Source organism: Clostridium sp. CTA-6 (genome assembly GCF_054768115.1).
In genome coordinates, this window is the sequence record NZ_BAAAAU010000015.1 from 37,443 (window position 1) to 56,063 (window position 18,621).

At 29.4% G+C, this 18,621-nt stretch carries 17 protein-coding genes and 5 tRNA genes; 17 read left to right on the forward strand and 5 right to left on the reverse strand.

The window, feature by feature from the left end; genetic code table 11:
• Positions 1-63 precede the first annotated feature (63 nt).
• Positions 64-777, forward strand: coding sequence for a single-stranded DNA-binding protein (locus ACYUDJ_RS19785; protein ID WP_080333646.1), 714 nt, complete (start codon positions 64-66; stop codon positions 775-777).
• A gap of 116 nt (positions 778-893) precedes the next feature.
• Here the strand turns inward: ACYUDJ_RS19785 and dapD are convergent, their stop codons facing one another.
• Complete coding sequence (gene dapD / locus ACYUDJ_RS19790; RefSeq protein WP_003483509.1) at positions 894-1,604, reverse strand: 2,3,4,5-tetrahydropyridine-2,6-dicarboxylate N-acetyltransferase; 711 nt, start codon at positions 1,602-1,604, stop codon at positions 894-896.
• Positions 1,605-1,872: 268 nt separating this feature from the next.
• Here dapD and ACYUDJ_RS19795 point away from each other — a divergent pair, with 268 nt between their 5' ends.
• Positions 1,873-3,036 (forward strand): pyridoxal phosphate-dependent aminotransferase, encoded by a 1,164-nt coding sequence (locus ACYUDJ_RS19795; RefSeq protein ID WP_003483511.1) that lies wholly within the window; start codon positions 1,873-1,875, stop codon positions 3,034-3,036.
• 247 nt (positions 3,037-3,283) lie between these two features.
• Here the strand turns inward: ACYUDJ_RS19795 and dapB are convergent, their stop codons facing one another.
• The 3 genes from dapB to ACYUDJ_RS19810 all read right to left on the reverse strand — a co-directional run bounded on the left by dapB (position 3,284) and on the right by ACYUDJ_RS19810 (position 6,209).
• On the reverse strand, positions 3,284-4,039 hold the full coding sequence (dapB, locus tag ACYUDJ_RS19800) for a 4-hydroxy-tetrahydrodipicolinate reductase (RefSeq protein ID WP_003483513.1): 756 nt from the start codon (positions 4,037-4,039) through the stop codon (positions 3,284-3,286).
• Positions 4,040-4,315: 276 nt separating this feature from the next.
• Positions 4,316-5,194, reverse strand: a complete 879-nt coding sequence (gene dapA, locus ACYUDJ_RS19805; RefSeq protein WP_003483514.1) for a 4-hydroxy-tetrahydrodipicolinate synthase — start codon at positions 5,192-5,194, stop codon at positions 4,316-4,318.
• 22 nt (positions 5,195-5,216) lie between these two features.
• Positions 5,217-6,209 (reverse strand): aspartate-semialdehyde dehydrogenase, encoded by a 993-nt coding sequence (locus ACYUDJ_RS19810; protein WP_003483515.1) that lies wholly within the window; start codon positions 6,207-6,209, stop codon positions 5,217-5,219.
• A 480-nt stretch (positions 6,210-6,689) separates the two neighbouring features.
• On the opposite strand from ACYUDJ_RS19810, the gene ACYUDJ_RS19815 reads away from it, so the two are divergent.
• From ACYUDJ_RS19815 to ACYUDJ_RS19885, 15 genes are all read left to right on the forward strand, one after another.
• A complete protein-coding gene (locus ACYUDJ_RS19815) occupies positions 6,690-8,375 on the forward strand; it encodes a peptide ABC transporter substrate-binding protein (RefSeq protein ID WP_003483516.1) in 1,686 nt (561 codons plus the stop codon).
• Positions 8,376-8,452: 77 nt separating this feature from the next.
• Positions 8,453-9,382, forward strand: coding sequence for an ABC transporter permease (locus tag ACYUDJ_RS19820; protein ID WP_003483517.1), 930 nt, complete (start codon positions 8,453-8,455; stop codon positions 9,380-9,382).
• Between the two features lie 16 nt (positions 9,383-9,398).
• Positions 9,399-10,316, forward strand: coding sequence for an ABC transporter permease (locus ACYUDJ_RS19825; protein ID WP_003483518.1), 918 nt, complete (start codon positions 9,399-9,401; stop codon positions 10,314-10,316).
• 14 nt (positions 10,317-10,330) lie between these two features.
• On the forward strand, positions 10,331-11,350 hold the full coding sequence (locus tag ACYUDJ_RS19830; RefSeq protein ID WP_043032467.1) for an ABC transporter ATP-binding protein: 1,020 nt from the start codon (positions 10,331-10,333) through the stop codon (positions 11,348-11,350).
• Entirely contained in the window at positions 11,350-12,309 is a 960-nt protein-coding gene (locus tag ACYUDJ_RS19835) for an ABC transporter ATP-binding protein (protein ID WP_003483522.1), read from the forward strand. The genes ACYUDJ_RS19830 and ACYUDJ_RS19835 overlap by 1 nt, the downstream gene beginning before the upstream one ends.
• A 310-nt stretch (positions 12,310-12,619) precedes the next feature.
• Complete coding sequence (locus tag ACYUDJ_RS19840) at positions 12,620-12,892, forward strand: small, acid-soluble spore protein, alpha/beta type (RefSeq protein WP_003361573.1); 273 nt, start codon at positions 12,620-12,622, stop codon at positions 12,890-12,892.
• 85 nt (positions 12,893-12,977) lie between these two features.
• On the forward strand, positions 12,978-13,718 hold the full coding sequence (locus tag ACYUDJ_RS19845; protein ID WP_003483524.1) for a class I SAM-dependent DNA methyltransferase: 741 nt from the start codon (positions 12,978-12,980) through the stop codon (positions 13,716-13,718).
• A gap of 37 nt (positions 13,719-13,755) precedes the next feature.
• A complete protein-coding gene (gene hslO / locus ACYUDJ_RS19850; RefSeq protein ID WP_003483526.1) occupies positions 13,756-14,646 on the forward strand; it encodes an Hsp33 family molecular chaperone HslO in 891 nt (296 codons plus the stop codon).
• Between the two features lie 64 nt (positions 14,647-14,710).
• Positions 14,711-14,786, forward strand: a tRNA-Val gene (locus ACYUDJ_RS19855).
• Between the two features lie 5 nt (positions 14,787-14,791).
• A tRNA-Asp gene (locus tag ACYUDJ_RS19860) sits at positions 14,792-14,868 on the forward strand.
• Positions 14,869-14,871: 3 nt separating this feature from the next.
• Positions 14,872-14,947: transfer RNA gene (locus tag ACYUDJ_RS19865), tRNA-Phe, on the forward strand.
• Positions 14,948-14,951: 4 nt separating this feature from the next.
• A tRNA-Gly gene (locus ACYUDJ_RS19870) sits at positions 14,952-15,026 on the forward strand.
• A gap of 9 nt (positions 15,027-15,035) precedes the next feature.
• Positions 15,036-15,109, forward strand: a tRNA-Cys gene (locus ACYUDJ_RS19875).
• A 325-nt stretch (positions 15,110-15,434) separates the two neighbouring features.
• Positions 15,435-16,130, forward strand: a complete 696-nt coding sequence (locus tag ACYUDJ_RS19880; RefSeq protein WP_003483528.1) for an ABC transporter ATP-binding protein — start codon at positions 15,435-15,437, stop codon at positions 16,128-16,130.
• Position 16,131: 1 nt separating this feature from the next.
• Positions 16,132-17,703, forward strand: a complete 1,572-nt coding sequence (locus ACYUDJ_RS19885) for a putative ABC exporter domain-containing protein (RefSeq protein ID WP_043032466.1) — start codon at positions 16,132-16,134, stop codon at positions 17,701-17,703.
• Positions 17,704-17,903: 200 nt separating this feature from the next.
• Here ACYUDJ_RS19885 and ACYUDJ_RS19890 read toward each other — a convergent pair whose 3' ends face one another.
• A complete protein-coding gene (locus ACYUDJ_RS19890) occupies positions 17,904-18,611 on the reverse strand; it encodes a DUF6873 family GME fold protein (protein WP_003483532.1) in 708 nt (235 codons plus the stop codon).
• Between the last annotated feature and the right edge of the window lie 10 nt (positions 18,612-18,621).

Consider the following 18,621-nt stretch of genomic DNA (forward strand, 5'->3'; position numbering starts at 1 on the left):
TTAGATATATAAATAATAAATATATGTTGTATGAATGAATTGAAACTAAGGGAAAGAGGGGTTATGATGGACAATTTAATGTTAAACAATAAAATTTATTTAGAGGGAACGGTGGTTGAGGACTTAGAATTCAGTCACGAAATGTACGGAGAAGGATTTTATAATTTTAAAATGGAAGTTTCAAGATTAAGCGATGTATCAGATATATTAAATATAACTGTATCTGAAAGATTGTTAGCAGATATGGAACTAAAAGTAGGTATGGACATTATAGTAGAAGGCCAGCTAAGATCTTATAATAAATTTGTAGATGGCAGTAATAGACTTATATTAACTGTATTTGCTAGAAACATAGAATATTGTATTGAAAGAAGTAAGAATCCTAATGAAATATTTTTAGATGGATATATATGTAAGGAACCTGTATATAGGACAACTCCCTTCGGTAGGGAAATTGCTGATTTATTGTTAGCAGTAAATAGACCTTATAACAAGTCAGACTATATCCCTAATATATCTTGGGGAAGAAATGCTAGATTCTGTAAAACTTTACAAGTAGGAGATAATATAAGAGTTTGGGGAAGATTACAAAGTAGATATTACCAAAAGAGAATTTCAGAGGATAAAACCATTACTAAAGTAGCTTATGAGGTTTCTATATCAAAGATGGAGAGAGTAGGAGATGAACAAGCAGATAATAATGGTTATGAAGAAAGCTATGAAGAAAATTATGAAGAAAAGAATTTTATGGACAATATAAAAGAAAAGCATGCATAAAAAATAGTATGTACAACTTTTAAAGTTGTACATACTATTTTCAAGTAATTTTAAATGAATTAATAGAAGAATGGTTTAAATATAAAAGATAGTTTTAAAAATTAGATATTATAAATCTATTTTCTTAAATCATCTAAAAGTTTAGTTTTATCTTTAGTCTTTACATCTACTTCTTTTATTATTTTAGCCGGAGCACCAGCAACTACTACATTTTCTGGTACATCAGTAGTAACTATAGAACCTGCAGCTACTACAGAACCTTTACCAATTTTTACGCCTTCTAATATAACAGCATTTGCTCCTATAAGAACATTATCTTCAATAGTGCAAGGGTCACTGCTAGGTGGTTCTAAAACACCAGCAACTACAGCACCAGCACCTAAATGTACATTTTTACCAAGCTTTCCTCTAGCACCAACTACGGCGTTCATATCTACCATAGTTCCTTCGCCGATTTCAGCACCTATATTTATAACGGCACCCATCATAATAACAGCGTTTTCGCCTATTATAACTTTATCTCTTATTGTGGCACCAGGTTCTATTCTAGCATTTACTTTAAGCATATCAAGTAGAGGGATTGCAGATTTTCTTCTATCTTGTTCTATTCTACAATTTTTTATTTTATTCTTATTTTTTTCTATAAGAACTAATATTTCTTCTGATTCACCAAATAATATATATAAATCACCACTATTAAATTTTTCTATGTTTGTAAAATCACAGTTTGAAAGATCTCCTTCTATGTAGGCCTTGATAGGAGTTGATTTTTTAGCTTCTTTTATGTATTTAGCTATTTCATATGGATCTGTTAAATTGTAACTCATTATCTTTCCTCCTTATTTTATAATAACACTATTATAATAAATATTAATGTTTAAATAAAGGGGGTATTTAATATATATGAAAATAATAGTAAAATTATAGTATAATAAGTAGAAATATTAGAAGAAAAATTATTAAGAATATATGGAATTAAATCTTGTAAATTATTATTGAGATTTAATAAAATATATTGGTTTTAAAATAGTAAAAAATATAAAAAGAAAGGAAAAGTTATGGTTTGTTGAATTTCCGTAACAGGGTAATACTTTAATGGATTATATGAAAACTCAAGAAGTTATCTCTAAAAAGGTTCAAAGAATTGAGATTTCTGGAATAAGAAGATTTTTTAATAAGGTTTCAAATTATAAAGATGTTATTTCATTAACCTTAGGTCAACCAGATTTTAAAGTGCCAAGCAGAATAAAAAAGGAATTAGTAAATGCAATAGAAGAGGATAAAACTACCTATACATCTAATGCAGGATTAAGAGATTTGAGATTAGAAATAGAAAAATATCTTAAAATTATGGATATTAATTATAATGCAGAAGAAATATGTGTAACTGTAGGTGGCAGCGAGGGATTAATGTGTGTGTTTTCTACATTATTAAATGAAGGAGACAAAGTTTTAATACCGTCACCTGCATATCCAGCTTATGAAAGCTGTGTAAAACTACTAGGAGGAGAAATATTAAGTTATAAATTGAAAAATGATTTTTCTGTAGATTTTTCAAATTTAGAAAATATATTACAAAAGGAAAAACCTAAAGTTATGGTGTTATCTTATCCATCTAATCCCACAGGGGCTATACTTTCTAAAGAAGATAATTATAAATTATATAAAATAATAAAAGAAAATAATATTATAGTAATAAGTGATGAAATATACAGCTCCTTATGTTTTGAGGATAAATATTATTCTATAGCTCAGTATGAAGATATAAAAGATAAGGTTATATTGGTTAGTGGATTTTCAAAGATGTTTTCAATGACTGGTCTTAGAATAGGATATGTTTGTGCTAAGGATGAATTCATAAATTCCATAATAAAGGTTCATCAATATAATGTATCTTGTGCGCCTTCTATATGTCAGTGGGGAGCCTATGCAGGATTAAAATACTGTATGGAAGATGTAGCTTATATGAAAGAAGAATTTATAAAAAGAAGGGATTTTGTATATGATAGATTAAAGTATATGGGTATAGATACCTATCTTCCAAAGGGTGCTTTTTATATATTTCCTTCCATAAAAAAATATAATATGACTAGCGAAGAATTCTGTGAAAGGCTCTTAAAGGAAGCTAAGGTAGCTATAGTTCCTGGCTCAGCATTTGGAGAAATGGGAGAAGGACATATTAGGATATCTTATGCCTATAGCATGGAAGAATTAAATGAAGCTTTAAACAGAATGGAAAAATGGCTTAACATTCTTTAAAGGTTGAGAATTAAAGCAATAAATACTTTTGTTCAATATATAGCTATAAAAATAAAGAATACTAATATTTGTTCTCTAATATTTAAGCTAACGCTCTAATGCCACGTCCTGTGGCAACAGAGCTAAGTAAACGTCTTGTTTACTTTACGCTTAAATATTAGTTCACAAATAAAGTATTCTAATTATTTTTCTAGATATATATTTTCACTAAAATTATTTATTGTTTTAATACCTTTAAAAGATGTTATTATAGAGCTGCTTGTATTACGTTATTCATGTTATATAATCCAGCTTCCTTACCACTCATAAATAAACAAGCGTTTAATGCGCCTACAGCAAATACTTCTCTAGATAAAGCTGTATGCTTGATTTCTATAGTTTCTCCAGCTCCAGCAAATATAACATCATGTTCACCTACTATAGTGCCACCTCTTATAGCATGCATACCTATTTCATCATGAGTTCTCTTTGAACTACCTTCTCTTCCATAAGTATATTTAGTATCTTCTTTTATGGAATCCCTTATAGTATCCCCTAGAAGAATAGCAGTTCCACTGGGAGCATCTACTTTTTGGTTATGATGTTTCTCTATTATTTCTATATCAAAGTTTTTATACATAAAAGCACTTATATTTTTTAATATATTGTTGACTATATTAATACCTATAGACATATTAGCAGATCTGAAAACAGGTATTTTTTTTGAAGTTTCTTCTATAAGTTTTATTTGGTCCTCGGAAAAGCCTGTGGTGCATATTATTATAGGCATATTTTTTGAAGTAGCAAAGTTTAGCAAACCATTTAATGCGTCAGGTCTTGAAAAATCTAGTATAACATCAGCTTCTATATTACATTTATCTATATCAGTAAAAACGGGGAAAGTAGAAGTTGCTTCACCTTTATCTATGCCTGCCACAATTTCTAAATTAGAATAATTTTCTGCTAAATTACATATAACCTTGCCCATTTTCCCATTAGAACCATTTAATATAACTCTTACCATTGAAAGTCCTCCTCTAAAATTATTATATAAACAGAGTTCTTAGCTTTAGAGGGAGTTTTTACTCCCACTGGAGCTTAGAAATCGTTATCCAGGGACGTAATCGCTCTTTACTCCCACTTTGAAGAAAAGCAGAGAGTCCAAATCTTCGATTTGGTGCGAATCGCTTTCACAGAGTGCGATGGGAGTATTAGAGCGGCTAGTCATCGGATAAGCTAAATTTTTTATTAGATATTTTAACAGTAAAGTGTAGAGATAAACTCTACACTTTATATTATATTACATTAAATTATAAGCTTTTAATTCTTTTTTTAATACTTCTAAATTATTTTCATTCATTTCACATAAAGGAAGTCTTAGATCTCCTACCTTCATGTTCATAAGATTCATTGCTGTTTTTACTGGTATAGGATTTGTTTCTATAAATAAAGCATTAGTAAGAGCTAAAGAATCTAATTGAATTTTTAAAGCTTCATTAACCTTACCGTTTAAAAATAATTCACACATATTATGAACATCCTCTGGAATTACATTAGCTAATACAGAGATAACACCTATTCCTCCAAGAGCTAATATAGGAATTATTTGATCATCGTTTCCAGAATATATATCTAATTTGTCACCACATAAAGCTTTAATTTGAGCTATTTGACTTATATTTCCACTAGCTTCTTTTACAGCTACTATGTTTTTATCTTCGCATAACTCTTTTAAAGTACCAGGGGTTATATTAAGTCCTGTTCTCCCAGGAACATTATATATAATTATAGGAGTGCTAACAGCATCAGAAACGGCTTTAAAATGCTTAACTAAGCCTTTTTGTGTTGTTTTATTATAATATGGAGTTATTACTAACAATCCATCTACTCCTATACTTTCTGCCCATTTACTCATAGCGATGGAGGCGGCAGTATTATTACTACCAGTACCAGCTATAACAGGAACTCTTTTATTTACTTTATCTATTACAAACTTTATAGTTTCTTTTCTTTCAGTTTCTGTCATTGTAGTTGCCTCACCAGTAGTTCCGCAAACTATTATAGCATCAGTTTTCGATTTTATATGCCATTCTATTAGTTCAGAAAGCTTGTCAAAATCTACTCCTGTGTTAGTAAAAGGAGTTATTATAGCTACTCCAGAACCTTTAAAAATACTCATAAAAATACCTCCTAAAGTTTACTTATTTACTTTTTATTATATGCTCAGCTATTTGAATTGCGTTAAGTGCAGCACCTTTTCTAATATTATCTGCTACTACCCATAAATTTAAGCCATTATCTAGACTAAAGTCTCTTCTTATTCTTCCTACATAAACTTCATCATGACCAGCTACATCAACAGGCATAGGATAAACTAAGTTATCTACATCATCTTTAAGTACTATACCTTCAGCATTCTTGTAAATTTCAAATATATCTTCTAATTCAAAAGGTTTTTCAAGCTCCACATTTATACTTTCACTATGCCCATGGAATACAGGTACTCTAGCTGTAGTTGCTGTTATTTTTAGACTGTCATCATGAAGCATTTTTTTAGTTTCATCAATCATTTTCATTTCTTCTTTTGTATATCCGTTTTCTAAGAATACATCTATATGTGGCAATATATTTCCTGCAATAGCATAAGTAAATTTTTTTGGTGGCTCTCCTGTATAACCATTTTTAAGATCATTAAAACCACTTAAACCAGCACCGGATACAGCTTGATAAGTTGAATATACTATTCTTTTGATTTTATATTTATCATGAAGAGGCTTTAAAGCCACTAAAGCTTGTATAGTTGAACAATTTGGATTTGCAATTATACCGTTATTCCATTTTATATCTTCAGCATTCACTTCAGGAACAACTAAAGGAACTTCCGGGTTCATTCTCCAAGCACTGCTGTTGTCAATTACTGTAGCACCATATTTAACAAAAACAGGTGCAAATTCTTTACTTATATCTCCACCAGCAGAAAATAATGCGAAATCTATTTTTTTATTTTTTATATTATCTTCTTTTAATTCCTCTACCAATATTTCAGAAGCTTTAAACTCTAAAGTTTTACCTGCAGACCTTTTAGAAGCAAAAAAGTAGATGTTTTCTATAGGAAAGTTTCTACTCTCTAAAATCTCTATAAATTTTCTTCCTACCATTCCAGTAGCTCCTACTACTGCTACATTGTAATTCATAACATATACCTCCCAAATTAATAATAAATAATCATGTAATTTATTGTAGTTAATAATATTATATAACTGATTAGATAAAAAATATATAGGCTTTTTGTTATATAAAAATAAATAAAAAGATATCGGTTTATTTATTTTTTATATTTAAATTTAACAGTGCAAAATAAATAAAAAAAGAAAAATAACTTTCAATTTATTTAAAATTCTAAAAATATTAAACAGATATAAATGGCTTAAATAAAGAACTATTACAAATATTTAATAAGTTCACATAAAAATAAACTAGGATAGTATGATTTGAATGTAAATTAACATTCAATTTTTTAAAAATTACAAAAAAGTGTCATCAATAAGTGTTCACTTGCATATTGTATAAAAATAAAAGAAAATATATCAAAAATAGAGTGGCATCAAAAAAATATTGGAAATAAGTGAATTTTCACTTGTTTTTTATAAAATAAGCTAAAAGGGGGAAGTTTAGTGAAAAGTAAAAGGTTATTAGCAGCTGTAGTATCTTGTATTGTTTTGGCTTCAGTAGCGCTGGCTGGCTGTGGAGGAAAGGAAAATGCAGCGGGAGGTAAAGGTGCAGACAAAGAACAATATCTAAATATGATTTTGCAGGAAGAACCTAAAAGTTTAGACCCAGCTAAATCAACAGACTTGTATTCTTCACAGGTTATTTCTGAGGTTTATGATGGATTAACAAGATTGGAAGTAGATGAAAAAGGTAAAGATGTAGTTAAGCCAGCAGGAGCAGAAAAATGGGATGTATCTGAGGATGGATTAAAATGGACTTTCCATTTAAGAGATTATGAGTGGTCTGATGGAAAGAAAGTTACTGCAAAGGATTATGAATATGGTATAAAAAGAAACTTAGATCCTAAAACTGCATCAGAGTATGCTTACTTATTAGCTCCAATAAAAAATGCGAACGAATATAATGCAGGGAAAGCAAAAGCTGAAGAAGTTGGAGTAAAAGCTTTAGATGATAAAACTTTAGAAATAAATTTAGCTGGACCTTGTGCATATTTCTTAAAGATAACATATTTTAAATTAATGATGCCACAAAGACAGGATATAGTTGAAAAATATGGAGAAAAATTTGGCACAGAAGCTTCTAATATGGTATTCTGTGGACCCTTTACCATAAAGGAATGGGTACATGCAAACAAAATGGAATTAGTTAAAAATGAAAAATATTGGGATGCTAAATCTGTCAAACTAAATAATGTTCATATGAAAATTATAAATAATGAATCTGCTAGAATGCAAGAGCTCCTAAATGGAGGAATAGATTTCAGTAATGTTCAAAAGCCAGAGTGGAAAGAAAAGTTCAAAAAAGCTGATAAATTTGAAGTGAAAAAAGTTATTGAACCAGCAACGAATATTGAATTCTTTAATCAAAAGGTTAAATTGTTCAGTAATGCTAAAGTAAGAAAAGCTTTTTCTTTAGCAGTTAATAGAGAAGAGGTTTCAAAAACTTTATTTAAAAATGATTTTACACCAGCCTATGGGTTTGTGCCACCTTCATTACAGATAGGAGATAAAGAATTTAGGAAAGAAGTAGGAGAAGAACCAATTAAGAAATTAAAAGAAGAAAATAAAGATCCAAAGAAACTTTTAATTGAAGGATTAAAAGAATTAGGAATGGATTCGGATCCAAGTAAAGTAACAGTAAACTATTTAACAGGCTCTACAAGTGATCAACAAAAAGAAATTTGCGAATTTTTCCAAGAGATGTATCAAAAAGCTTTAGGGGTTAAAGTAAATATAGAATATGTTCAATGGCCAGTATACATGAAGAGAATAAATAATGCGGAATATGAAATATCTGGTATGGCTTGGACAGGAGATTATGATGATCCTATGACAGAATTTGATTTGTGGATGACTGGGGCCAAAGCGCTTCCAACAAATTACTCAAATACGAAATATGATGAATTAATTAAAAAAGCTGCATTGCTACCAGAAGAAAAGAATGAAGAAAGAATGAAACTATTTAAAGAAGCTGAACAAATATTATTATATGAAGATGCTGTAATAGCACCAGCAGTTTATAGAGCTAGAAATATTTATCAAAGAAAATATGTAAAGGGAATAATGGTTCCACAATTCGGTTCTTTATATGATGTTAAATATGCCTATACGGAAGGTAGGGAGCAATAGTATGATTTTATGCAGCAGAGCCTTTTAATGGCTCTGCTGTTATAAGTTACATAAAAATATATTGGGGAGGGGTAAAGATGTTTAAGTATATCTTAAAAAGATTAGGATATATGCTGCTTACTTTATGGATAGTAATAACTATAACTTTTGTATTAATGCATACTATACCCGGAGATCCATTAGCATCTAGTGCTAAAAGATTACCACCACAAATAAGAGCTAATTATTATGCTAAATATGGATTAGATAAACCATTAACAACGCAATACGCAGTTTATATGAAAAATTTATTAAAAGGTGATTTAGGAGATTCTTTAGCTTTTGCAGGAAGAAGTGTAAATACAGTTATAAAAGATGGATTGCCAGCATCAGCACGAATAGGTATTCAAGCAGTATTCTTAGGGTTTGCATTAGGAATAATATTAGGGGTTGTGGCAGCCTTTAAAAGGAACAAATGGCCAGATTATATAGTGATGTTTTTAGCTTTAATTGGTGTTTCTATACCAAGTTTCGTTTTTGCAGCACTACTTCAATATATATTTACAGTTAAATTTATGATATTGCCAACTACTGGTTGGGGTGGTGCAAAGTATACTATACTGCCAACTATAGCTTTAAGTTTAAGTCCTTTAGCTATATATGCAAGATATATGAGGAATGAATGTTTAGATGTTCTAGGACAGGATTATATATTGACAGCAAAAGCAAAGGGTGTATCAAAGGTTTCTTTAGTTTGGAAACATATAATAAGAAATGCTATTTTGCCTAGCATAACTATATTAGGACCTCAAATAGCAAGTATATTAACGGGATCCTTTGTTATTGAAGGTATATATGGTATACCAGGATTAGGCAGTTCTTTTGTAGGAGCTGTAAATAATATGGATTATTCTATGATTATGGGGCTTACTGTATTTATGGCTGCCCTTTATATATTCTCTTTATTAATTGTAGACATATTATATGGAATTATAGATCCAAGAATTAGGATTACAAACTCAAAATGATAAGGGGGGAGAAAAAATGGCTGAAATAAGTAAAGATAAATTTGAAATAATAGGAATAGACAAAAATGCATCTAATGAAATAAATAGACCTAATATAACTTACTGGCAGGATGCTTGGAGAAGACTAAAGCAAAACAAGGTGGCCATAGGGTCATTGATATTACTTATATTAATAGCTTTAATGACAATAATAGGACCCTATTTAACCCCATATAAATATTGGGCTACAGATTCTAATATTGTAAATATGAAACCTAATTCTGATCATTGGTTTGGAACAGATATGTTAGGTAGGGATATATTTGCTAGAGTATGGAAGGGTGGAAGAGTTTCTATAATAATAGGAATTTTAGGAACTATTATAGAAATGACAATTGGAGTTATATATGGTGGAATATCCGGTTATTTTGGTGGAATGGTTGATGATATAATGATGAGAATAGTAGAGATATTGTTAAGTGTTCCCTATTTAATAGTTGTTATTATAATTTCTCTTATATTAGGAAAAGGGGTTATATCTTTAGTAATAGCAATGACTATAACTGGTTGGTGCGGTATGGCTAGAATAATAAGAGGACAAATTCTACAAATAAGAGAACAAGAGTATGTGTTAGCAGCTCAAGCTTTAGGTGCTAAACCTTCAAGAATAATAAAGAAACATTTACTACCAAATACTATGGGTATATTAATTGTTAATATTACTTTAGATGTTCCATCATTTATATTTGGAGAAGCTTTTTTAAGCTATATAGGACTAGGTATACAATCACCAAATACTAGTTGGGGATCTTTGGCATCAGCGGCGCAACCAAACCTAATGTTCTACCCTTATCAACTGTTTTTCCCTGCTTTATTTATAAGTTTGACTATGCTATCATTTAATTTGCTAGGTGATGGATTAAGGGATGCTCTTGATCCTAAGATGCGTCAATAAAGGAGGGGGATATGATGGAAAGAATATTAGAGGTAAGAAATTTAAGAGTCTCTTATCATACCTATGCAGGTGAAGTACAATCTGTTAGAAATATAAACTTTCATCTTAACAAAGGAGAAACCCTTGCTATAGTTGGAGAGTCAGGCTGTGGGAAAACTGTAACAGCTAAGGCTATAATGAGATTAATACAAGAACCACCAGGAGAAATTAAAGAAGGATCAGAAATAATTTTTAATGATAAAAATATATTAAATATGAAGGAACAGGAATTGAGAGAGTTAAGGGGTGCTGATGTAAGTATGATATTTCAAGATCCTATGACATCTCTTAATCCTACAATGAAAGTTGGAAAACAAATAGCTGAAAGTTTAATTATTCATAGGGGGATGAATAAATCAGAAGCTTTCAAAGAAGCTGTTAATATATTGAAGTTAGTTAATATACCTAATGCTGAAAAAAGGGCTAATCAATATCCTCATGAATTTTCAGGGGGGATGAGACAAAGAGCTATGATAGCTATAGCCTTAGCCTGTGATCCTAAAATACTCATAGCAGATGAGCCTACTACAGCATTAGATGTAACTATTCAAGCTCAGATAATGGATCTTATAGGGGATTTGCAAAAAAAATTAAATACAGCAGTTATAATGATAACTCATGATTTAGGAGTGGTCGCGGACACGGCTCATAGAATACAAGTTATGTATGCAGGGCAAATTATAGAAAGAGGAATTACAGATGAAATATTTTATGAGCCAAAGCATCCCTATACTTGGGCATTGCTTCAATCAGTACCAAGATTGGATACAAAGCATAAGGGAGAGCTTTACTCCTTAGAAGGAACTCCTCCAGATTTAATTAAACCACCAAAAGGATGCCCTTTTGCATCAAGATGTGAACATTGTATGAAAATATGTAAAGAACAGACGCCAGAAGTAACAAAGCTAACAGAAACTCATGAAGTTTCTTGCTGGTTACAGAATCCTATGTCACCTAAAGTTCATAGCTCTTTTTTATCTGGAGGTGAAAAATAATGGGGAATGAAAACTTAATAGAGGTTAGAAATTTAAAAAAACATTTTAAAGTTGGAAAAAATGCTATTTTAAAAGCTGTAGATGGGGTAAGTTTTGATATAAGAAAGGGGGAAACCTTAGGGCTTGTTGGAGAATCAGGCTGTGGTAAAACTACTTGTGGAAGAACTATATTAGGTTTATATGAAGCTACGGAGGGAGAAGTTAGATTTGAAGGTGTAAATATTCACAAGTTTAGTAAAAAAGAAAAAAGAGAGTTTACTAAAGAAGCACAAGTAATTTTCCAAGATCCCTATGCTTCATTAAATCCAAGAATGACAGTTGCGGATATAATAGGCGAAGGTATAGATATTCATGAAATTTATACGGGAAGAGAAAGGCTAGATAAAATATATGAACTGTTGAGTTTAGTTGGATTAAATAAAGAACATGCCTCTAGATTTCCACATGAATTTTCAGGTGGACAAAGACAGCGAATTGGAATAGCAAGAGCTTTAGCTATAGAACCTAAGTTTATAGTGTGCGATGAACCTATATCAGCTTTGGATGTATCTATACAAGCACAGGTTGTAAACTTGCTTATAGACCTTCAAAATAAGTTAGGACTTACTTATTTGTTTATAGCTCATGATCTTTCTATGGTAAGGCATATATCTGATAGAGTAGGGGTAATGTATCTGGGGAATGTGGTAGAGTTGTCTAATAGCCAAGAATTATATGAAAATCCACTTCATCCCTATACTAAAGCTTTATTATCTGCAATACCTGTTCCAGATCCTAAGGTAGGAAAAGATAGAGAAAGAATTACGCTTCATGGAGAAGTTCCAAGTCCTATAAATCCTAAACCAGGATGTAAATTTGCAGCAAGATGTAAATATGCAAAGGAAATTTGTAAAAAAGAAAAACCAAAACTTAAAGAAATAGAAAAGGATCATTTTGTAGCTTGTCATTTATTTGATTAAAAAATATGTATATGGTATAGATGATAACAATAAACTTAAAAAGAGGGGTATTTCAAAATTGTATGTATTTTGAGATACTTCTCTTTAAATTTATGTCTGAACTGTTTGAATGTAAAAGGTATAAATATAAAAGGTATAATTTTATAAAATAAATTTAATTATAATAAAATTATAATATTAATGAAGAAGAGAAAGTAAATAATATATAATAAAGAAGAAGCTAGTATTTTAGTCTCTTTTTATAATAGTATAAAATACCCCTGCAAGGCAAATAATAGTAATAATAAATTATTTGTATGGAGGGATTTAAATGACAAAGACTCCTTTAAAAAAGGTAATAAAATCCAAAATTAAAGCTAACAAGGAGCTTACTAAAGAAGAAAAATTAAGAGAAAAAATGAAGTACGAAATAGCAATAGAGCTTGGCCTACAAGATAAAGTAGACCAATTAGGATGGGGAGGACTAACCTCAGAAGAAACTGGAAGAATAGGGGGCATAATGACCAAAAGAAAAAAAGAGCTTAAACTTCCTAAAAATGAAGAAATATTAATGATGAGTGAAATTAAAAATAGTATGCAATAGAAGCACTAATCTATTGACTTACCTAATAAAAGTATATAATATTTATTAGGTAAGTATATTTTTATAAATTAAGGAGAGTTTAGAAATGGAATGTTATAGAGAATTTGCCCATATATATGATGAACTTATAAATGAGGATATAGACTATGAAAAATGGGCTAAAACTATAACAAATATATGTGATGAGTTTAATTTATGTAAAATAGATTATTTGGATTTAGCTTGTGGTACTGGAAATTTAACATTACAAGTATCACCGTATTTTAAAGATGTGTGGGCAGTAGATCTTTCTTATGATATGTTAACTGAAGCTGAGAATAAGTTTAGAGAAAATAATATAAAAGGTAAATTAGTATGTCAAAACATATGTGATTTAAAATTAAATAAAACATTTAATTTAATAACCTGTTGTTTGGACGGTATAAATTATATATTAGAAAAAAAATCATTAAATAATCTATTTAAAAATGTATACAATCATTTGAAAGAAGATGGATTATTTATATTTGATATAAACTCTTACTATAAATTAAATAATATTTTAGGAAATAACCTCTTTAGTTATGATGATGAAGAGATTACATATATATGGAGAAACTCTACAGAAAATAATATTACCAATATGGATATCACATTCTTTATAAGAGAAGATGAAAATGATTATATAAGATTTGATGAAGAACACAAAGAAAGAGCTTATAAAGAAGAAGAAATAGAAGAAATTATAATAAATAATGGATTTAAAATATTAAGAACTTTAGACAATTATGAGGATAAAAAAATTGAAGAAAAAACAGAAAGAATAGTTTATATATTGACTAAATAGTTTTCAAATTAAAATTATGAAGGTTAGGTGAATTTAAATGAAAGATAGATTAGTAAAAGCCATTGCTAAGGATGGACAGGTAAGAATAATAGGCGCAATAACAACAGAATTAGTCAATGAAGGAGTAAAATTACATAATTGTGCTCCAACAGCAGCAGCTGCTTTAGGAAGAATGCTTACAGCAGGAGCATTAATGGGAACTACATTAAAATCAGAAAAGGACACTTTAACATTACAAATTCATGGTGGTGGTATTGCTAAAGGAGTTGTAGTTACATCCTATGCAGATGGGCATGTTAAAGGATATATAGGTAATCCTACGGCAGATATAGAGCCAAATAGCAAGGGAAAATTAGATGTAAGTGGAATTATAGGTAAGAATGGGAACTTGTTAGTTATAAGAGATATGGGATTGAAAGAGCCTTATATAGGGCAGGTTCCTATATATACTGGAGAAATAGGAGAAGATTTAGCTTATTATTATACAGTATCAGAACAAACACCTTCAGCGGTAGGTTTAGGAGTATTAGTAGATAAAGATTTATCTATAAAATCAGCTGGTGGATTTATAATACAAATGATGCCTGGAGCTGATGAAATGTTAGCAGATTTAATAAGTTATAGATTAGAAGAAATACCTTCTATTACAGAAATGATTTCAAAGGGAATGACGATAGAGGAAATATTAGAATACATATTTGAAGATATGGATTTAAATATATTAGAAAGCATAGTACCAGAATATAGATGTGATTGTTCACGAGAAAAGGTAGAAAGAGCGTTGGTTAGTATAGGACAAAAGGATTTAAAAGAAATATATAATGAAGGCAAAGAGGAAGAATTAAAATGTCATTTTTGTAATAAAGCATATGTTTTTAGTCATGATGAGATTGAAAGTATTTTAGAAAATTATTATAATGAAAAATAATATTGATTAATTATTAGTTGACATTAGTGCCCAATTATAATATAATGATTATTGTAATTGGTGAGGGCGCATAGCTCAGCTGGGAGAGCATCTGCCTTACAAGCAGGGGGTCACAGGTTCGAGCCCTGTTGTGCCCACCAAATACGGCCCAGTGGCTCAGTTGGTTAGAGTGCCGGCCTGTCACGCCGGAGGTCGAGGGTTCGAGCCCCTTCTGGGTCGCCATATGGCTCGATAGCTCAGTCGGTAGAGCAGAGGACTGAAAATCCTCGTGTCCCTGGTTCGATTCCTGGTCGAGCCACCAGATTGCGGGAGTGGCTCAGTGGTAGAGCGTCACCTTGCCAAGGTGAACGTCGCGAGTTCGAATCTCGTCTTCCGCTCCATAATTTTTTGGCGCTATAGCCAAGTGGTAAGGCAGAGGCCTGCAAAGCCTTTATCCCCAGTTCAAATCTGGGTGGCGCCTCCAAAGAGAGATAATATTTGAATATTATCTCTTTTTTTTATGCTTATAATAAGTATAAAAAAGAAGTCAAATTCTTAGTTGAAGGTAACAGTATTAAATGTATAAATTAATATATAGTATGAGTGAATGTGAATGTAGTATGGTTAATAATAAAAATTACTTTAGTCACTGTTTTGATTATATCACTTGACAGTCTAGATTATTTTATAATATATTTTCAAATATAGATTTTAAACCGTATTCTGGCAATATGCATATTATATAAAAGTTTTATAATTAACATATATTAATATTTTTTTGTTAAAATTTATTTTGAGGGGGATAAATAATGCTTGTTGTAAAAGGATTATGTAAAAATTATAATAAATTTAAAGCAGTAAACAATGTTTCTTTTGATGTTAATGAAGGGGAGATAGCAGTACTTTTAGGACCAAATGGAGCAGGGAAAAGTACAAGTATAAAAGCTATTGCAGGCCTTTTAAAATTTCAAGGGGAAATAAGTATTTGTGGTAAAAACAATAAAAGTTTAGAAGCTAAATCTAAATTTGCCTATGTACCAGAGGTGCCAGCTTTATATGATTTATTAACTGTTTATGAGCATGTGGAGTATATGGCTAATGCTTACAAGATACAGGATTATAAAGACAAAGCAGAACATATGTTAAAAAGGTTTGATTTGTGGGACAAAAAAGATAAATTAGGTTCAGAGCTGTCAAAGGGTATGCAGCAAAAGGTTAGTATATGTGCAGCTCTAATTACTAATCCAAAGGTTATATTATTTGATGAACCTATGATAGGATTAGATCCTAAAGCTATAAAAGAATTAAAAAAAGTTTTTTTAGAATTAAAAGAAAAGAGAACAGCAGTAATTATTAGCACTCATATAATAGACAGTATATCAGAAATATGGGATAAGGCATTAATAATGAAAGAAGGAAATATAGTTTTTGCTAGAACTAAGCAAGAATTAATTGATAAAAATGAGTCTTTAGAAGAAATATTTTTTGAAGTAACGGAGGGCTAATATGGGATCACTTAGTTACATAGTTAGAAAAAGTATAAAAAATTATTTTAAACAATTAAAGAATAAGCCGGCTAAAGCTATATTATATATTCTTTTTATAGCTCTTTTAGTTTTTGTTTTAATTGTATCTCCAGAATCAAGCGGGAATAAGAGGATAAAAGATGGTAAAGAATTTTTTAATGCCATAGTTACTATAGCAACCTTATATGCAGTATTTAGTGCTATTAATACAGGTACTAAAAAGGGAAAAAGTTTTTTTAGATTAAGTGATGTAAATTTTTTGTTTACAGCTCCTATACCATCTCAAAGAGTATTGCTTTATGGATTCTTAAAAGAATTATATAAAAGTATAATGATGATAGTATTGCTTTTATTTCAAATACCTAATCTTTATAATTTATTTCCTATAAAACAGAATGGTGCTATACCTGTAGTAGTAGGTATATTTACGTTAATGTTTTCTTATTCAACTATAGCTGTATTAATATATTCTATAGCTGCTAAGGAAGAAAAATATAGAAATATTATAAAAAATATTCTTAATTTATTATTAGGATTATTTGGAGCAGGTTTTTTATGGATGTTATTTAAAGTTAAATCTATAAAATTAGCTTTTACAGCTTTTTTAGGGCTAGATATATTTTCTAAAATACCTTTTATAGGATGGAATATAAATATATTTAATGCTGCTATAGAAGGTATAAATAAAACATTTTTTATAAATCTATTAGGAGTACTTTTATCCATAGTTCTCATAATATATATAGTTTATATTTTAAAGACAGATTATTATGAAGATGCTATGTCAGTTACAGAGGTTAATGAAAGAAAAATAGAAAGAGCAAAAAAAGGTAAAGGAAATGTGGATTTAAATAAACCTATAAAGAGAAAAAATGTTATGGGAATATTAAAATCAAAGGGAGCAAAAAGCATATTTGAAAGGCAAGTCTTAGAGTATAAAAGAAGTGGATTTTTCTTTGTAGATAAGGTGACCTTAATAATGGGACTAAGCTCCTTAGTTTTCGGATTTTTTATGAATAATAAAAATGGAAATATAAATACAGTAATGTATTTTGCAATATATATGCTCTTAATATTTACGTTTCAAGGTAAATGGGCTGAAGAACTGTCTAAACCTTATATATACTTAATCCCAGAAAATTCAGGAATTAAAGTTTTTTATGCTACCCTTACTAACCATATTAAAAATTTTGTGGATGGTTTTGTATTATTTTTAATTTGTGGTATTATATTTAAAACTAATCCTATGGTTATATTGTTAGCTACATTAACCTATGTAAGTTTTGGAGCAATATTTGTATATGTGGATTTAGTTTTAAGAAGATTTTTTGGTGGTAATATTAGTAAAGTTGTAGAAGCCACATTAAAATTTATTTTATTAATAATAGTAGTATTACCAGGAATAATAATATCTGTAGTACTTTCTTTTAAGTATAAAGGATTATTTGGAACAGTTTCTATGTATTTTGCTATGATTTTATATAATTGTCTTATTAGTTTTGTAGGAATATTATTATCTAAAGGTATATTTGAAAAAATAGAAATGAAGTAAACAAAATAGAGTATTTCAAAATAAAATATATTTAATTTTAATAAGGATAACAAAAAATACACGTTATAAACAAATTTATATGTTTATGATGTGTATTTTTATATTTACTATATTAAAATTAAATCTTAATTCAGTTTAAATACTTCCATGAAGTTAAGCAGGGTTCTTATATTAAGCTGGAGAAAGCAGAAGAATAAATCTTACTTAATATCTATACAAAAAATGCTACCCCTATCTATTAATTTATCTTTACTTAAAAATATAGGCTTTACATTATGTTTTTTTAAAAAGTTTAGAACTTTATCACCATATTTATACATATTTAAGTTTCCATAAAAAGCAAGCTTATTATTATCTAAAAGTCCACAGGTACCTCCGATAAATCCATAATCTAAACCAGGTAAAATTATATCTCCTGGTGGTAATAATAGTACATTTATATTATTCTCTTTAAGTATTTTTCCTATTTTCATATCGCTGGTTATCACGGCATTTTCTGAAACTATAGCAGTAGAACATTTAGAGTATCCTTGGTTAACATTTAATAATTTTTTATGTTTTACTAAAGAAATTAGATTAGGATCTGTATAATTTAATTTATGCATAAATATATTCCCAATATTTAATGCATTTAGCATTATATCTTTAGGGTATTTATCTTCTAAAAAGTTATTAGATAATATAACATTAATTCCTAAACTTTTTAATGATTCTACAAATTCTTTATCTATATTTTTATGTAAAATAATATTTTTATTATCTATTATGTGCAATAACATGTCAGGATGACCACATACAGCTGGATATAAAAGTGGGGTAGAAGGGCACAATATCACTTTTATATTCCTTTTTTCTAAATTGTTTTTTTCTTCATTAGAAATTCTGTTATCCACTAAAGCTATTTTCATAAATAATTCT